The organism is Lentibacter algarum (assembly GCF_018860975.1).
Classification (GTDB): Bacteria; Pseudomonadota; Alphaproteobacteria; order Rhodobacterales; family Rhodobacteraceae; genus Lentibacter; species Lentibacter algarum_A.
In genome coordinates, this window is record NZ_JAHKQI010000008.1 from 236,149 (window position 1) to 252,619 (window position 16,471).

Sequence of the window (16,471 nt, forward strand, 5' to 3'; positions counted from 1 at the left end):
ATGACCGATACGACAGCGACACTTGAACCTGCAAAAACCTCAGCACTTGCCCTGTTTCGGCGCAAACAGAAGGTCGCTTTTGCCGTTCCTGCGATCATTCTGGCCTACTTGGTCTATATCGCCGTTTCGTTTGATGTTGTCGGATTGGCGCAACGGGCCAGCCTTGAGAATGCTTCCATTCTGGCCTCTGACACGTGGTCTCATAAGGTCCATGTGACCCGCGACAATCGGCGCGGCGGCACAACCGTTGCCATCGAGGGTGAACGCAAAGGCACCTACGAAGACGGAACCAGCCCTGACTGGGTCAGCATAGATGGTGCGGACGAAGCCACCATTGATTTTGATGACGGGTCTGTCGTGCAGTTCTTGCCCGACAATGCCGCGACTTTCGACATTCCCGATTTTGGAACAATCGAAATGCAGTTGGTTGACGGGTCGATCCGCACAAACCTGCAAGAGCCAATTCCCGATTGGATCAACAAGTCGGATAAACGCATCACGATCACCACCGATGCAGGTCGTATGTCTATGACCCGCTCGCGGACCGAAGTGTTTCGCTATTTCGGCGGTTGGGAATTGTTCTGGTTCACCCTTGATAGCCCTTATTACGGTCACAGCTTCGTCAAGATCGTCACGGGTGATCGCATTGATCCAACCCGCAGCAACATATCTGGTGCGCTGTCTGATTTCTGGAACAACGCGATGTGGCGGCACAAAGACGTGGCATGGGCGATGGGCGAAACAATCCTGATGGCATTCTTGGGCACTTTCGGCGCCGCGATGATCGCTCTGCCGCTGGCCTTTATTGCTGCAAAACGTTTTTCACCGTTAACGTTGGTCCGCGCATCCATGCGCCGTGTCTTTGACTTTGTGCGTGGTGTCGATGCCTTGATCTGGACGGTCGTTCTGGCGCGGGCATTTGGCCCCGGGCCATTAACCGGCGCCTTGGCAATTCTGGTCACGGACACAGGCACATTCGGTAAAACCTTTTCCGAAGCGCTTGAAAACGTCGATCAAAAGCAAATCGACGGAGTCGCGTCAACAGGTGCGAAACCGTTGCTGCGTTACCGCTTTGGCGTGATCCCGCAAGTGGCGCCAGTGCTTTTGGCGCAAGTGTTATACTTCCTTGAGTCCAACACACGCTCAGCCACGATCATCGGAGCAATCACAGGCGGCGGTATCGGCCTGATGTTGACCCAAGCGATCCAAACCCAAAAGGACTGGGAGGAAGTCGGCTATTACATCATGCTGATCATCATTCTGGTGATGTTCATGGATTGGTTCTCTGGCTGGCTGCGCGGCCGTCTCATCGGGCGGTCAGGCTGATATGGCGCGCTTATCAAAAGACGCCGCGGTCATTCATGAGGCTTGCACAATCACCGACAGCGATTTTGGTGCTTACACAGAAATCGGCGTCGGTAGCCGCATCGTCCATTCCACTTTTCTGGATTACGCTTATTGCGACCGTTACGCCGACATCGCCAACGCGACAGTTGGAAAATTTGCCAATATCGCCGCCTTTACCCGTATTGGCGCTACAGATCACCCGCTTGATACCGCTGCCTGTCACCATTTTCTATATCGCTCGGCGGATTACTGGGATGACGCCTCGAATGATCCAGCGTTCTTTGCCCACCGTCAATCGCGCCGCACAGTGATCGGCAACGATACGTGGATCGGCAATGGTGCGATGATAAAACCCGATGTTAGCGTCGGCCACGGTGCGGTGATCGCGGCAGGCGCTGTCGTTACCAAAGACGTGGCGCCCTATACCATCGTCGCAGGCACGCCCGCGAAAAAACTGCGTGAACGCCAACCGCGCGAGATCACCGAAAGGATGATTGCATTGGCATGGTGGGACTGGTCGCATGAGCGATTGCGCGAAACCCTTGATGACTTTCGCAACCTGTCCGCCGAAGCATTCTTGGACAGATACGAGCGTTAGCCATCAAACGTCAGGGTGACACCATCGCCTGCGAACCATGTTCGACCCAGTTCAACAGGCTCGCCGTTTCCGTCGAGGCTTAGGCTGGAGGTGCGAAGCAAGGGGCTGCCTTCGCGAATTTGTAAATGCAGGGCTTGGGTGGCGTTGGCCAGCACTGCGTTAATCCGCGTTGATGTGCGCGTGTAGTCCTCGACGCCGATGCTTTTCAGGGCGGCTGTTACGCCTGTTGCCTCGCGCAGCGCTTCCTCAAGGCCTGGCAACCGTTCCAACGGATAGATCGCTTCAAACAGCGCTACGGGCACATTGTCAGCGAGTGACAAGCCGTGGCAAACCAACACCTGCGTTCCGCCGGATATTGCGAGCGTTGTGGCTTCGACTTTCGTTGCAGCACGGCGCTCCAATGTCAGAATTTTCTTGGCGGGTTCGCGCCCAATGGCTCGCAGGTTTTCGTGGAACCGCACACGCTTGCCGATGGCATAATCCGTCGGGCGGGCGGCAACAAACGCGCCTGCGCCACGTCGGGTGTGCACCAGTTTCTCTTTCACCAACTGCGACAGTGCGTGGCGCACGGTATGGCGGTTAACGCCAAAACGATCTGCCAAAGCCGCTTCAGTCGGCAGTTTATCCGCCACAGAATAGCGTCCTTCCGATATATCGCGGCGCAGTTCGCTTGCGATAGATTGCCAGACAGGTGTGCGGCGCGGCTTGGCTGCGGTGTCACGCAAAATTCACAAAACTCCTCTGGGGCATTGGGGTGAATCTGTTAGTATATGTCTAGTTGTATAGTAACGGAGAAAGTTGTCGAGATGGAAGAGCAAACTGCCCCTCGCCAAGATCGTCAAGCATGGATGGGGCTGCTGGCTAAGGCTGGACAAGGCCAAGCAGCGCAGCTTCTTGATGCCGCCGTGACGCGGCCGGCCTTCACTTGGCTGCGCCCTCCCGAACTGGGCAGTGTCATGGTGCGTGGCCGTGCGAGTGGCACTGGCGCACCCTTTAATTTGGGGGAGATGACGGTAACGCGCTGTGCCTTGCGACTGGACTGCGGCACCGTGGGCCACGCCTATATCCAGGGCCGCAACAAAGCGGATGCCGAGGCCGCTGCAATAACCGACGCGCTCATGCAAACTGAGCAAGCAAGCGCTGTGCGCGAGCAGGTGCTGAACCCGCTTGAACAGGCGCGCAGTGCCGCTAAGGGCAGCCGTGCCGCAAAGGCAGCCGCCACCAAAGTCGACTTTTTCACACTTGTTCGAGGAGACGACTGATGCAGGTCGAAACCTTAGGGGGTGGTTTTTCCGACCCCGCACTGCAATCCGCCGCAGCCTTTCGCGGTGTGATGGAAGCAATGGCGCGTCCCGGCACGCTGCAATCCGTGCGGGGCGCAACGCCTCCCGCCCCGCTATCTGCGGCGGCTGGTGCGGTCTTGTTAACGCTTTGCGACACAGAGACGCCGCTACATCTAACGCAGGGGTTCGACACGCCTGACTTGCGCAGTTGGATCGCTTTTCACACGGGCGCGCCGATCGTCGGGCCATCTCATTGCCAATTCGCCCTTGGTCACTGGGATGATCTGATGCCGCTGTCGAACTACCAAGTCGGCACTTCGGAATACCCCGACAGATCCGCCACGTTGATTGTCGAGATGCCTGATCTGAAGCAAAGCGGCGCAACCCTCAAAGGGCCGGGGATCAAGTCTCAAGCGAGCCTTTCGTTACCCTGCATAACGCCATTCCAAAACAACGCCGCGCTGTTCCCATTGGGCGTTGATTTCATATTCACCTGCGGAGAGACGCTTGCAGCACTTCCCCGCACGACGGAGGTTTTCTGATGTATGTGGCTGTAAAAGGCGGCGAGCAGGCGATTGAAAACGCCCACACATGGTTGGCTGAAGAGCGGCGCGGTGATGTCACAGTGCCCGAACTTTCTGTAGCGCAAATTCGCGAACAAATGGCGCTCGCCGTCAACCGCGTCATGGCAGAAGGATCGCTGTTTGACCCCGACCTTGCCGCACTTGCGATCAAACAATCGCGCGGTGATTTGATCGAGGCTATTTTCCTGATCCGCGCCTACCGCACGACCTTGCCTCGCTTCGGTGTATCCGCCCCGATTGACACAGAAACCATGGCGTGTGATCGCCGCATTTCCGCGACATTCAAGGACGTGCCTGGCGGGCAAATCCTTGGGCCGACGTTTGACTACACGCACCGCTTGATCGACTTCAAGCTCGCCGCAGATGGCGAAGTGGATGCTGTGCCGGAACGGCCGGCAGATCATACAACCATGCCCCGCGTTGCGGATTTCCTGAACCGTGAAGGCCTGATCGAAGAGGCGCCACAGGTTGATACAGAGCCGCGTGATTTAACCCGCGAGCCGTTAGAAATGCCTGCTGACCGCGCCTTGCGATTGCAGGCATTAGCGCGGGCCGACGAGGGGTTCACGCTGTCGCTCGCCTATTCGACCCAACGGGGTTACGCACGCAACCACGCCTTTGTCGGTGAGTTACGGATCGGCACCGTTGATGTGCAAATGGACATTCCCGAGCTTGGTTTTGCCATCGACATCGGTGAAATCACCGTGACTGAGTGCGAGAGCGTCAACCAGTTCACAGGGTCCAAAACCGAACCACCGCAGTTCACGCGCGGCTATGGGTTGGTGTTCGGGCAAACAGAACGCAAAGCCATTTCGATGGCCTTGGTCGATCGCGCTATGCGGTGGGAAGAATTGGGCGAGGACAACGTTGGTGCACCCGTTCAGGACGCTGAATTTGTGCTGTATCACGCTGACAATATCCAAGCGACAGGGTTCCTCGAGCATATCAAACTGCCACATTACGTCGACTTTCAGTCCGAACTGGAACTGGTGCGCAAGCTGCGCCGTGACGTGCATAGGGCCCAATCTCAGGAGGCCGCAGAATGAATGCCCAACACGAGGAACCTGTTACAATGGATCAGGATTACAACTTCGCTTACCTCGACGAGCAGACCAAACGCATGATCCGTCGTGCGATCCTCAAGGGGCTTGCCATTCCAGGGTATCAGGTGCCGTTTGCCAGCCGGGAAATGCCAATGCCATACGGCTGGGGCACGGGCGGCGTGCAGGTGTCGGCGGCGGTGATGACACGCGACGACAAGTTCAAGGTCATCGATCAGGGCGCGGATGACACCACCAACGCCGTATCGATCCGCAGCTTTTTTCAGCGCGTCGCAGGGGTTGCTACGACAACGCGCACGGCCGATGCGACGATTGTTCAGACACGACACAGGATACCGGAGCAAGACTTGGTTGAAGGCCAGATCCTTGTCTATCAGGTGCCTATTCCCGAACCTTTGCGGTTCTTGGAGCCCCGCGAAAGCGAGACGCGCAAGATGCACAGTCTTGAGGAATACGGCTTAATGCACGTCAAGCTTTACGAAGACATCAGCCGCCATGGCCACATCGCGACCGCCTATTCCTATCCGGTCAAAGTCGAGGGCCGCTATGTTATGGATCCTTCTCCAATACCGAAGTTCGACAACCCGAAGCTTGGTGATTGCGCAGCGATCCAACTGTTTGGTGCAGGCCGCGAACAGCGCATCTACGCGCTGCCGCCCTATACAAATGCTGTCAGCCTTGATTTTGAGGATCACCCGTTTGAAGCCTCTAAAGCCGATCACCCCTGTGGGTTGTGCGATGCGCAAAACAGCTATCTCGACGAGGTCATCATCGACGACGCAGGCGGACGGATGTTTGTCTGTTCCGACACTGATTTCTGCACAATGCGGCAGGCCGATGGCCACAAAGGGAAGGACGCAGCATGAGTAACGATGCTTTATTATCCGTACGTGGCGTGGCCAAACACTATGGTGCCCACATCGGGTGCTCGGATGTTTCGTTTGATCTGTTCCCCGGTGAAGTCATGGGAATTGTCGGTGAATCCGGATCAGGAAAATCAACACTTCTGAACTGCATGGCTGGCCATTTAGCGCCCGATGCAGGCGAAGTTGTGTTTGACACCCGCACCGACGGCCCGCGCGATACTTTGCAAATGTCAGAGCCAGAACGGCGGATGTTGTCGCGTACCGATTGGGCGTTTGTGCATCAGCACGCCCGCGATGGGCTGCGCATGGGTGTCAGCGCAGGCGGCAATGTCGGCGAACGCCTGATGGCCGTAGGCGCGCGCAATTATGCTGATATCCGTAGCACCGCGATCGACTGGCTAGACCGCGTGGAGATCAACGAGAGCCGCATAGATGACCGCCCCACCACCTTTTCGGGTGGTATGCAGCAGCGTTTGCAGATTGCACGCAATCTGGTGACAGGGCCGCGACTGGTGTTCATGGATGAACCCACCGGCGGGCTTGATGTCAGCGTGCAAGCGCGCCTGTTGGATATGATCCGCAGTCTTGTGCGCGACATGGGTTTGTCGGCGATCATCGTCACCCATGACCTCGCGGTGGTTCGGCTTTTGGCGGATCGTTTGATGGTGATGAAATCCGGCCATGTGGTCGAGGCCGGACTGACCGATCAGGTGCTGGATGACCCGCAACACGCCTATACCCAGCTGCTCGTCAGCTCGATCTTGCAAGTGTGAGGACGCCTAATGTTTGATCTTAAGAACGTCTCGAAAACCTTTACCCTGCACAATCAGGGCGGCACCGTGATCGAAGTTATGCGCGGCGCGTCCCTGTCTGTGAGCGATGGCGAATGTATCGCGCTCACGGGCGCGTCTGGCGCAGGTAAGTCTACGTTGATGCGGATGTTGTATGGTAATTACAGCGCGCAGGGCGGCACAGTTCAGGTCGCTGGTGTCGATCTTGTCAAAGCAGAGCCGCGTGAGATCATTCGGCTGCGTCGCGAAACACTGGGCTATGTCAGCCAGTTTTTGCGCGTCGTGCCGCGGGTTCCCACGCTTGATGTTGTGGCAGAGCCGCTACTGGCGCTTGGCGTAGACCCCCAAATCGCGCGCGACCGCGCCGCAGTTATTCTTGCAAAACTAAACATCCCACGCCCGCTTTGGGCGCTCTCACCAACGACTTTTTCGGGTGGTGAGCAACAGCGCGTCAATATCGCGCGCGGCTTTGTTCATGAATTTCCCGCACTCTTGCTTGATGAGCCAACCGCCAGTCTAGATGCCAAGAACCGTGATGTTGTTCTTGGACTTATTGAGGCTGCCAAAGCCCGTGGCGCTGCTATCATCGGGATATTCCACGACGAAGAGGCCCGCGATCGGGTTTGTGATCGGGAAATCGACGTGACCGGATTTTCACCGCAGGCTGCCGCATGACACATGGGCGGTTGATCGCAGTTGTCGGCCCATCCGGCGTTGGCAAAGATAGCATCATGTCCGGAATTGTTGCGGCATGCCCTGCGATCAAACTGGTACGCCGCACCATCACCCGCGCACCAAATTTGGGGGGTGAAGAGTATGACGCCGTTACGCCAGAGGCTTTTGAACAGGCTGTGCAGAGTAGCCAGTTTTGTGCGCATTGGGGGGCGCATGACTTGCACTATGGCATCCCGTACAGCGTGCTGGAGGATGTGATGAACGGCACAACCTGCCTTGCGAATTTTTCGCGTGGTGCCCTCACGCAAGCCGCCACTGTCTTTCCTGCGATGACGGTTCTGAACATCACCGCGCGACCCGAAATTCTAGCGGAACGTCTTGCAGAGCGCGGGCGCGAAACGGGCGCTGAAATCACCAAACGGTTGTCGCAAGCTGCCAAGCCACTGCCGAGTGGTTTGAACGTTGTGACTGTTCACAACGAAGGCACGCTAGACGATGCAGTTCAGGCCGCGCTTGCAGCACTTCAGCCGGTGAGGGCGTAACGGTGGATCATCTCAAAACAGCCGTCGTTGCGTTCGCCAACCAAAGCAACGGAGGTGACATCAAACACGGCGGGCAACGGGGGCAGGGCATCCGCTGCCGCACGTTCCCAATGCTCGATCGTGTCAGGGGCCAACTTACCCGTCAGTGTCAGATGGAACTGGAAGTCTTCAAACACATAGGGATAGCCCCACGCCAGCAGGCTCGCATCCTGCCGCGCCGTCAAGCCAGCACCACGGCGTTTGGCAATTTCAGCCGCACCAGCAGGCGCGCGGAAGTCATCCAAATCTTGCACCAACCGCGCGGCAATGGCGGCAAGACCGCTCATATCGCCGCGCGGCGTCAACGCCAGAAACCGCCCCAATCGGGACAGTCGCAAACCGCCACAGCTTGCCGGTGCAATGGTTTTAACAATGCCAGCCACGGCACGCTCCAGATCTTGTTGGCTCCGCCCCGCCGCCAAACGAAATGGCGGTTTCAAGGTGCCGTGGAACCCGTATTTGCGCGGTGTCATCGTAACGTCATCAAGTTCAGGAATAGAGAACGTATCGGCCTGAGTGCCCTTGATCACGTCCCAACCCAACCAGGCAGCGCCGAACGCTGCCAAGTCGCCATCCGGCGGCACAAAATAGACCCCAAAGCGAGTATATGACATGAATTCCCCTTTTGTTGCCAACGATGTAACGCGCGCTGATGACAGTCTTGTGTCAAGCACGCTATGTCTTGCCAATGCGCAACTTGTTCTGCCCGATCAAGTGCTGCATGGGCGAGTTACGGTTGTGGATGGGGTTATCGCGGACATTGCAGAAGGCGATGCCGTGCCGTGTGGCGCAGAGGACTGTAGGGGCAATTTTGTCATACCTGGCATGGTGGAACTACACACTGATAACCTTGAACGACACATGGAGCCGCGTCCGGAAGTTGACTGGCCGCATTTGCCTGCGCTGGTTGCCCATGACGCTGAACTGGCCTCAACTGGTATCACCACGGTGTTTGATGCTTTGCGGGTCGGATCTATCCATTCAGGCAAAGCCGGATATCTGCCCTATGCTCGTAACCTTGCCAATGAATTGTTAGCAGCGCGAGAGCAAGACCTGTTCAAAATCAGCCACTTCCTGCACCTTCGGGCAGAGATTTGTTCTGAGACCCTACTAGAGGAAATGGCAGATTTTGGACCAGATGACCGCGTTGGCATTGTTAGCCTGATGGACCATACCCCCGGGCAGCGCCAGTTTCGGGAAATCAAGGCTCTCAAGGCATATGTCGCTAAAAAGCGCGGCATGAACGACGAAGAGTTCGACGCGCACGTGCAAAACCTGCTTGGTTTACAGGCCCGCAACGGGGCAAGGCACGAGGCGGGTGCAGTAACAGAAGCCAACCGCTATGGTGCGGCCATCGCCAGCCATGACGACACAACAGAAGACCATGTCAAAAAGTCGAAAACCAATGGCGTAAAATTTGCCGAGTTCCCGACCACGCTTGAGGCGGCACAGGCCTGCCGGGATAACGGGATCGGTGTTATGATGGGAGCCCCCAACATCGTGCGCGGCGGCTCACATTCCGGCAATGTTTCAGCACGCGAACTGGCTCATGCCAACCTTTTGGACATGATTTCGTCTGATTACATCCCCGCCGCACTCGTCTTGTCAGCATTCCAGCTCGCAGATATCTGGAATGACATCCCCAAAGCCATTGCCTGCGTGTCAGCAAACCCCGCTGCGGCAGCGGGCCTAACAGATCGCGGTGCGCTAAAGGTCGGATTGCGCGCGGATTTGGTGCGCATACAACGGCACAATCCGGTCCCGTTGATCCGTGGTGTTTGGTGTAAGGGTGACCGAGTCGCCTGAGGCATGAGGTGGTTCGTATCGGTAGCCCCAAGTTTCGCGTGCCCGATTCCTAGAGTTGAATTGCCGTTCTTGTGCCCGGGGATAACTGTTATTTGAGCACGCCGATTAACGCGCTGCGCGATGGTTCTGAATGATGCAGTTCTTGACCAAGAAATTCCTGCGACAGTGTCAGGGGTATTTTGAGGCACCTCTGCCATAGCAGAAGCCCGTGATGCCGACGTTTCCTGTTGAGTCGTCATGGGCCATCATAAGCTCGACGGTGGCGAAAGAGGCGTTCATCAGCTTGGCGCTGTCGACAGGTTTTTGCAGCTCGCAGCCCTAGGTATTGTTGCCCGGACAGGCGGGTCTCATTGAGAGGCTCGGTTTTGTGTTTGAGCAAAGCCTATCATCAAACGGAAAAAAGCGGCGCTGGTTTTCACGAGCGCCGCTTTGGTTTGTTTAGGTCTAAGCCTACTCAGCCGGTGTCTCGACGCCGTGTTTTTCACGCAAGCCGTCGCGGTAGAGGGCTTTGATCAGGGCGATGCACATCAGCCCCATGACCATTGTGAAGGGCAGGGCACCGATGATCATGGCGCTCTTGAGGGCGTCCATCGGGTTGTTTTCACCCGCTGCCACGATCAGGGTGCCGATCACCGCTGTCAGGATCAGGCCCCAGATAATGCGGTGCTTGACGCTGGTTTCTTCTGCGCCGCCAGACATGATGGTGTTCATCACCAAGATACCTGAATCCGCGGATGTCACCAAGAATGTCATCACCAACACAACACACATGACCGTCAGCGCCGAGAGAAAGCCGCCTTCGATCATTTGCCCGAGTGTCGCAAAGAGCTGGTTGGTTTGTGATGCGCCGGTGATCGCACCTGCGGCACCGCCTGTCAGCTCAAGGTCAATCGCTGTTGCGCCGAGGATTGTCATCCAGGCAAAGCAAACCAGTGCCGGAGCGACAACGCAGCCGAGGATAAACTCGCGCACGGTGCGGCCCTTTGAGATGCGCGCCAAGAACAAGCCGACAAAAGGCGAGAAGGCGATCCACCAAGCCCAGTAGAAGGTTGTCCAGCTTGACTGCCAGCCAAACTGACGACCATCGTTACCGGCTGCGTAGACAGCTTTAAGCGTGTCTTCGTCAAGCTCGGCGGCCGCGCCCTCAAGGCCGGATTTGAAGACCGTGTAGCCGTCTGATCCGCCCCACGCGTTGTAGGCGTTGGTTGCACCACCGAAGAGCTCATCGGCCAGCGGTTTGGCGGCCTCCGGTATTGCGGCTGCAAAGTCGGCGGCCGATTGCGGGCCATAGGCGCCAAAGCTGAGTGAGAAGAAGTTGATGACATAGTCGATGAAGGCCGAGCCATATGTTGACATTGCAAAGCCGAACGAGCCGAAGGCGACGAAGGTGAACAGAAGGATCAGTGACAACACGAGGTTGAGGTTTGACAGATACTTCACGCCGCGCCCAACGCCGGACACTGCCGAGATGATCGACAGCGCCATGATGCAGACCAGCCCAGCGATCAGGCCGACTTTGCTTGGGGTTGGGGGGCCTTCAGCGCCTATGTCCATAAGCCAGCCCATGCCGGTGATGTTGTACACACCGTCGATAAACTGTGACACGCCAAAGCCGATGGTGACTGACACGCCGAGGATCGTGGCGACAACGCCGAGCACATCGACAACGTGACCCAAGAAACCGTTCATGGTCGAGCCAAAGAGCGGTGTCAGCGCCGAGCGGATTGTTAGCGGCATATCGCGTGTGTAGGCGTAATAGGCCAGTGATAGCCCCGTGACCACATAGATCGCCCACGCGTGAAAGCCGTAGTGTGCGAAGGTGTAGCGGTAGGCTGACTGGATGGAGTCTTCGGTGTTGCCGGGCACTTCACCGGAGACAACCAGCGGGTTTGAGCCCCATAGGCTAAGCGGCTCGGCTGTGGCGAAGACCATGAGTCCGACACCGAGGCCGGCGCCAAACATCATCGAGAACCACGAGAAGTTAGAGAACTCGGGTGCTTCGCCCGGTGTGCCCATGACGCGGGCTCCGGTTTTGGGCAAGAGTGCGATCACCAGCAAGAAGAAGGCGAAAAAGCCAACGATATAGATGTAAAACTGGTTGAAGATTTTCAGCAGATTGCCGTTCAAGCTGCCGAGGGTGCTGTTTGCATTGGCCGGATAAATCAGTGCCCAGAGCACCAGAGCGACCATGATACCTTTGCTGATCGTCGCGATCGGCAGAGAGTTGTCTTTGTAAAAGCCAGAGTCCTGTTTGTTGATCTCAAGCTCCGTGAATGGAGGTTTGATTTGCATTGTCCCTGTGTTCCCTTTGTAGTTTCCAGACGTAGTGGCGCGTTGAGCCGCACTCTTATTTGTCAGTCTCGCAACAGACGTGATGATGAATACCCGATAAACACGACCCATCATAGGGTGGGCTGCGACATTCTGTCCTGAATCAGCGGTTGTAGCCTATGCTTGACGGGGTTTGCCCGTGCGGTTTACCAAGTGTTGTCGTGTTTGTGCGGCTGCCGTTGGCGCTCTTGCGGGTGCTGATGGCTCGGCTGGAAGACCTGCCAAAGGATAGGGGCGGGCTTTAGGCGCCGTCTCGCAGAGCAACGAGATGAAAGAGGCTTCCATGCTAGACATTGACTGGGTTCGTGCCCAATTTCCTGCGTTTGACACCGCTGCATTGCAGGGGCAGGCGTTTTTTGAAAATGCGGGCGGGTCATACACCTGCCGTCCGGTGATCGAGCGGCTTATGCGCTTTTATACAGAGCGCAAGGTTCAGCCCTATGCGCCTTATGAAGCGTCAACTCTCGGCGGTGAAGAGATGGACGAAGCCCGCGCGCGCCTAGCTGCGATGATGGGTGTTGCGAGCGATGAGGTGAGCTTTGGGCCGTCGACGACGCAGAACACCTATGTTCTGGCAAACACCTTCCGGCAGTTCATGAAGCCCGGCGAGGCGATCATTGTCACCAATCAAGACCATGAGGCCAACACCGGCCCTTGGCGGCGTTTGGCAGACGAGGGCATCGAGGTGCGCGAGTGGACGGTTGATGCGGACACCGGACACCTAGAGATCAGCGACCTCGAAGAGCTGTTGGACGAGAATGTGCGGCTGGTGTGTTTTCCGCATTGTTCCAACGTCGTTGGCGAGATTAACCCTGTGAGCGAGATCACCGCCGCGGCCCATGCTGCTGGTGCGTTTGTCTGCGTTGATGGCGTGTCTTACGCGCCGCATGGCATCCCGAATGTTGATGAGTTGGGACCTGATATCTACCTGTTTTCGGCTTACAAAACCTATGGCCCACATCAGGGTATCATGGTGATACGCCGCACACTTGGCATGACGCTGCCCAACCAGGGCCACTACTTTAACGCCGACAGCCTTTACAAGCGGTTTACGCCCGCTGGCCCTGACCACGCACAGGTTGCGGCTTCGGCTGGTATGGCGGATTACATGGAACTCATGGCCGCGCACCACGCAATTGCTGGCGATACGGCGGTTAAGGCGGCGGGTGTGCACGACCTGATGCGCGCCCATGAGGTGAAGCTTTTGCAACCGCTGCTTGACCACCTGAGTGCCAAGAACTCGGTGCGCCTGATCGGCCCGAGCAAGGCCGGGAACCGTGCGCCGACTGTGGCTGTGGAGCTTGCCGGAAGCGGCGAGGCGGCGGCTGCCGAACTGGCCAAGCATGGTATCATGGCCGGAGGCGGCGACTTTTACGCTGTGCGTGCGCTCAAGGCTATGGGCGTTGACCCCGAGAAAGGCGTGTTGCGCCTGTCGTTCACGCATTACACCAGTGAGGCCGAAGTCGGTAAGCTGATGCAGGCCTTGGATGATGTGCTTTAGAGCAGCTTAACACCAGCTTCCGCCCCTTGCCGAGGGGCGGGCGCGTTAAGTGCTGTGGTTCAGTTATGTCTGTTCAAGGCGTGCTGTCATATCTCGCGATATTTGGCTTCGTTTATGTGATCGTCGCTTTTATTGGCGCTGGCCATGTTTGCGCTTTAAGGCTCTGCGCTCTTTTCAAGTGAAGCCGGATTGGTTAACTCTTGTTACAACAAAATACTTGAGACAGGTCAGAGCCCATGCCCACAGCCGCCAAAGTGATTTCTGCGTTGATATTTATTGCCTTAGCATGGGTTGTGAGTGACATGGTCATGCAGGCAATGCTTGAAGAAGACCCGCATTACAACTTTGGCAAGTTCAAGCTGATCAACCTTGTGGTTGCGGCGCTTGTTGGCTGGCGGGTGCTGGGCCGGCGTGTTGGTAACAGCTACTCGGTGGCGATCGGCCTTGGCCTGACCGCGCTTGGGGCGGCGGTGTTTTGGTGTTTGTTCATGCATGCCACGATCGAAGCGCTGGCGCTGTCGATGGACCGGAGATTTGATGGGCCGATGGAGGCGATCATCGGTGCGGTGGAACTCGGCGTTGAGTATGCACTTGAGCTGGCGCATGTGAACATTATCGGCGTGCTATTGGCCGGCAGCATCGTTGGCGGCTTGATGGCGGAGTTTGTCAGCCGCCGCTGGAGCTAGAACAATGGATCATGTTTTTTTGTACGGCACGCTGCGCCATGCGGGGCTGCTTGAGCTGGTGCTCGGGCATATGCCGCCAGAGGCGCGGATGCAGGCGGCCAAGCTTGAAGGCCACGCCGTCTCGCGTGCCAGGGGGCATGGTTTTCCGCTTATTCACAAGCGAGAGGGCGCTGCCGCCGAGGGCATTTTGTTGCGCGATGTTGATGCGGCCGAGCGTGCAAGGCTTGACCATTACGAGCTCGGATTTGGCTATCATTTACAAGAGCTTGAGATTGCCGGCGAACCGGTGCTGGTCTACTTTCCCGAAGCAGGGCTTTGGGAGGCTGCGGAGCCTTGGAGCCTTGAACAATGGAGCGCGCAGGACTGGCCGCATGTGCAGTATTCTGCCGCCGAGATCATGGGCTATATTGACCATGTTGCCGCGCACGATCTGGCCTGGCGTTTTCCGATGATCGCGGCGCGGGCGCACTCCAAGTATTTGGCCTCATTGGAAACCCCGCCTGACACCCTCAGGGCTGCACGTGGAGCGACCGATGTTGATGTGCTTGAGCGCGAGGTGATGCACCTCGGCTTCTTTCGCACCGATGCATACAAACTGCAGCATCGTCGGCATGACGGCAGCATGAGTGGCACGCTGCAACGTGAGGTGTTTGTCGCGGCGGATGCGGCGCTGGTTTTGCCCTATGACCCTGCGAGCGGGCGGGTGATGCTGGTTGAACAGTTTCGCATGGGGCCTTTGGCGCGCGGAGACAAGAACCCTTGGGTGCTTGAGCCGATCGCGGGGCGTATTGATGCGGGTGAAACCCCAGAAGCGGCCGCACGGCGCGAGTGTCTTGAAGAGACTGGCCTGGATATCCGCTCGCTTGTGCCCGCCGGCGGGTGTTATCCTTCACCCGGGGAAGTGAGCACGTATTTTCACTTGTTTGTCGGGCTGGCAGATTTGCCGGACAATGCTGCCGGACTGGGCGGGCTTGAAACCGAGCAGGAAGACATAAAGAGCCATGTTGTAAGCCTCACACGGGCGCAGGAGCTTGTTGAGAGTGGCGAGATCAATATCGGGCCGTTGGTGCAGTTGCTTCAGTGGTTGCTGCTGCACAAGAGCGCGTTGGATGCGCGGGCTTAGGCCTTGTTCCTTAAGCATTTACGTCAAAGAAAAACTCTACAGGTTTTGAACCTTTTTGAGGCCGGGTGTTCGTTTTTGCGGCGCCCTCGCAAACGGGCGGTTTTGCCTTGTTGAGGCGGCTTGTAGAGACGGGCGCTACGGCATAGGTTGCTCTTGAACAGAACAGACGATTTGAGCTGAGGGGCGGGCATATGAAAGTTGCAGACACTTTGGAGCAGGCAGTTGGCAATACGCCAATGATCAAGCTGCGGGCGGTGAGCGAGCTGACCGGTTGCGAGATTTACGGCAAGGCCGAGTTTTTGAACCCCGGGCAGTCGGTTAAAGACCGCGCGGCGCTGTATATCATCAAGGATGCAGTTGCGCGGGGCGAACTCAAACCCGGCGGCACGATCGTTGAGGGCACGGCGGGCAACACCGGTATCGGGCTTGCGCTTGTGGGTGCGTCTATGGGTTTCAAGACTGTGATTGTCATTCCGGAGACTCAGTCGGAAGAAAAGAAAGAGATGCTCAGGTTGGCAGGCGCCGAGTTGGTGCAGGTTCCGGCCAAGCCATACCGCAACCCCAACAACTTTGTGCATTATTCACGGCGTTTGGCCGAGAAGCTTGCCAAGACCGAGCCGAACGGCGCCATTTGGGCCAATCAGTTTGACAATATTGCCAACCGTCAGGCGCATATCGAAACCACTGCACCGGAGATCTGGGAGCAGACCGGCGGTCAGGTTGACGGGTTTGTTTGCGCGGCTGGTACCGGTGGCACATTGGCGGGTATCGGCATGGCGCTTCAGCCCAAGGGTGTGAAGATCGCTATTGCCGACCCGATGGGCGCGGGGTTGTTCAGCTATTACACGACCGGCGAGATTGCCATGGAGGGCGGCTCGATAGCAGAGGGCATCGGGCAGGTGCGTATCACCAAAAACCTTGAAGGGTTTACGCCGGATATGGCCTATCAGATCCCTGATGAAGAGGCGTTGCCTTATGTGTTCGACTTGCTTGAGCACGAGGGCCTCTGCCTTGGTGGATCTTCTGCTGTGAACATTGCCGGGGCCGTGCGTATGGCGCAAGAGATGGGGCCGGGGCATAAGATCGTAACGCTGTTGTGCGACTACGGAACGCGCTATCAGGGCAAGCTGTTTAACCCTGCTTTCCTGCGCGAGAAGGGCTTACCTGTGCCGCATTGGCTTGAAGGTGAAGCGCAAGATTTGCCTGTGGTGTTCGAGGACGTGGAATGACTGCAATGG

The 16,471-nt window shown here is 57.3% G+C and carries 17 protein-coding genes; 14 read left to right on the forward strand and 3 right to left on the reverse strand.

Features of this window, described 5'->3' with window-relative positions; translation table 11 throughout:
* Entirely contained in the window at positions 1-1,326 is a 1,326-nt protein-coding gene (phnE, locus tag KO498_RS10540; protein WP_215959858.1) for a phosphonate ABC transporter, permease protein PhnE, read from the forward strand.
* A 1-nt stretch (position 1,327) separates the two neighbouring features.
* A complete protein-coding gene (locus KO498_RS10545; RefSeq protein ID WP_215959859.1) occupies positions 1,328-1,945 on the forward strand; it encodes a chloramphenicol acetyltransferase in 618 nt (205 codons plus the stop codon).
* Here the strand turns inward: KO498_RS10545 and phnF are convergent.
* Positions 1,942-2,670, reverse strand: coding sequence for a phosphonate metabolism transcriptional regulator PhnF (phnF, locus tag KO498_RS10550; RefSeq protein ID WP_215959860.1), 729 nt, complete (start codon positions 2,668-2,670; stop codon positions 1,942-1,944). The genes KO498_RS10545 and phnF overlap by 4 nt on opposite strands.
* 81 nt (positions 2,671-2,751) lie before the next feature.
* On the opposite strand from phnF, the gene phnG reads away from it, so the two are divergent.
* Genes phnG through phnN form a run of 7 tightly spaced genes read left to right on the forward strand, consistent with a single transcriptional unit; the run spans position 2,752 to position 7,747 of the window.
* Positions 2,752-3,207: a phosphonate C-P lyase system protein PhnG gene (gene phnG / locus KO498_RS10555; RefSeq protein WP_215960480.1), complete on the forward strand. Its 456-nt coding sequence runs from the start codon at positions 2,752-2,754 to the stop codon at positions 3,205-3,207.
* The gene (gene phnH, locus KO498_RS10560; protein WP_215959861.1) at positions 3,207-3,770 is read left to right on the forward strand and encodes a phosphonate C-P lyase system protein PhnH; all 564 of its coding nucleotides are present in this window, start codon (positions 3,207-3,209) and stop codon (positions 3,768-3,770) included. Before phnG ends, phnH begins: the two co-directional genes overlap by 1 nt.
* Positions 3,770-4,858 (forward strand): carbon-phosphorus lyase complex subunit PhnI, encoded by a 1,089-nt coding sequence (locus KO498_RS10565; RefSeq protein WP_215959862.1) that lies wholly within the window; start codon positions 3,770-3,772, stop codon positions 4,856-4,858. The genes phnH and KO498_RS10565 overlap by 1 nt, the downstream gene beginning before the upstream one ends.
* Positions 4,855-5,739 (forward strand): alpha-D-ribose 1-methylphosphonate 5-phosphate C-P-lyase PhnJ, encoded by an 885-nt coding sequence (locus KO498_RS10570; protein ID WP_289847834.1) that lies wholly within the window; start codon positions 4,855-4,857, stop codon positions 5,737-5,739. Before KO498_RS10565 ends, KO498_RS10570 begins: the two co-directional genes overlap by 4 nt.
* Positions 5,736-6,512 (forward strand): phosphonate C-P lyase system protein PhnK, encoded by a 777-nt coding sequence (phnK, locus tag KO498_RS10575; protein ID WP_215959863.1) that lies wholly within the window; start codon positions 5,736-5,738, stop codon positions 6,510-6,512. Before KO498_RS10570 ends, phnK begins: the two co-directional genes overlap by 4 nt.
* A gap of 9 nt (positions 6,513-6,521) precedes the next feature.
* Complete coding sequence (phnL, locus tag KO498_RS10580) at positions 6,522-7,205, forward strand: phosphonate C-P lyase system protein PhnL (protein WP_215959864.1); 684 nt, start codon at positions 6,522-6,524, stop codon at positions 7,203-7,205.
* Positions 7,202-7,747 carry a phosphonate metabolism protein/1,5-bisphosphokinase (PRPP-forming) PhnN gene (gene phnN, locus KO498_RS10585; protein WP_215959865.1) on the forward strand — a complete coding sequence of 182 codons (546 nt, stop codon included), beginning with the start codon at positions 7,202-7,204 and terminating at the stop codon, positions 7,745-7,747. Before phnL ends, phnN begins: the two co-directional genes overlap by 4 nt.
* Here phnN and KO498_RS10590 read toward each other — a convergent pair.
* Positions 7,729-8,400, reverse strand: coding sequence for a DUF1045 domain-containing protein (locus tag KO498_RS10590; RefSeq protein ID WP_215959866.1), 672 nt, complete (start codon positions 8,398-8,400; stop codon positions 7,729-7,731). The genes phnN and KO498_RS10590 overlap by 19 nt on opposite strands.
* On the opposite strand from KO498_RS10590, the gene KO498_RS10595 reads away from it, so the two are divergent.
* Positions 8,399-9,592 (forward strand): alpha-D-ribose 1-methylphosphonate 5-triphosphate diphosphatase, encoded by a 1,194-nt coding sequence (locus KO498_RS10595; RefSeq protein WP_215959867.1) that lies wholly within the window; start codon positions 8,399-8,401, stop codon positions 9,590-9,592. The two genes, KO498_RS10590 and KO498_RS10595, sit on opposite strands and share 2 nt — an antisense overlap.
* A 450-nt stretch (positions 9,593-10,042) precedes the next feature.
* On the opposite strand, the gene KO498_RS10600 is transcribed toward KO498_RS10595, so the two are convergent.
* Positions 10,043-11,884 (reverse strand): BCCT family transporter, encoded by a 1,842-nt coding sequence (locus tag KO498_RS10600; protein ID WP_215959868.1) that lies wholly within the window; start codon positions 11,882-11,884, stop codon positions 10,043-10,045.
* Between the two features lie 322 nt (positions 11,885-12,206).
* On the opposite strand from KO498_RS10600, the gene KO498_RS10605 reads away from it, so the two are divergent.
* The 4 genes from KO498_RS10605 (at position 12,207) to KO498_RS10620 (ending at position 16,462) form a co-directional block, all read left to right on the forward strand.
* Positions 12,207-13,424 carry an aminotransferase class V-fold PLP-dependent enzyme gene (locus KO498_RS10605; RefSeq protein WP_252731385.1) on the forward strand — a complete coding sequence of 406 codons (1,218 nt, stop codon included), beginning with the start codon at positions 12,207-12,209 and terminating at the stop codon, positions 13,422-13,424.
* Positions 13,425-13,660: 236 nt separating this feature from the next.
* Positions 13,661-14,110, forward strand: coding sequence for a TrgA family protein (locus KO498_RS10610; RefSeq protein ID WP_215959870.1), 450 nt, complete (start codon positions 13,661-13,663; stop codon positions 14,108-14,110).
* Between the two features lie 4 nt (positions 14,111-14,114).
* On the forward strand, positions 14,115-15,233 hold the full coding sequence (locus KO498_RS10615) for an NUDIX domain-containing protein (protein WP_215959871.1): 1,119 nt from the start codon (positions 14,115-14,117) through the stop codon (positions 15,231-15,233).
* Between the two features lie 191 nt (positions 15,234-15,424).
* Positions 15,425-16,462 carry a cysteine synthase A gene (locus KO498_RS10620; protein ID WP_215959872.1) on the forward strand — a complete coding sequence of 346 codons (1,038 nt, stop codon included), beginning with the start codon at positions 15,425-15,427 and terminating at the stop codon, positions 16,460-16,462.
* The last annotated feature ends 9 nt before the right edge of the window (positions 16,463-16,471 follow it).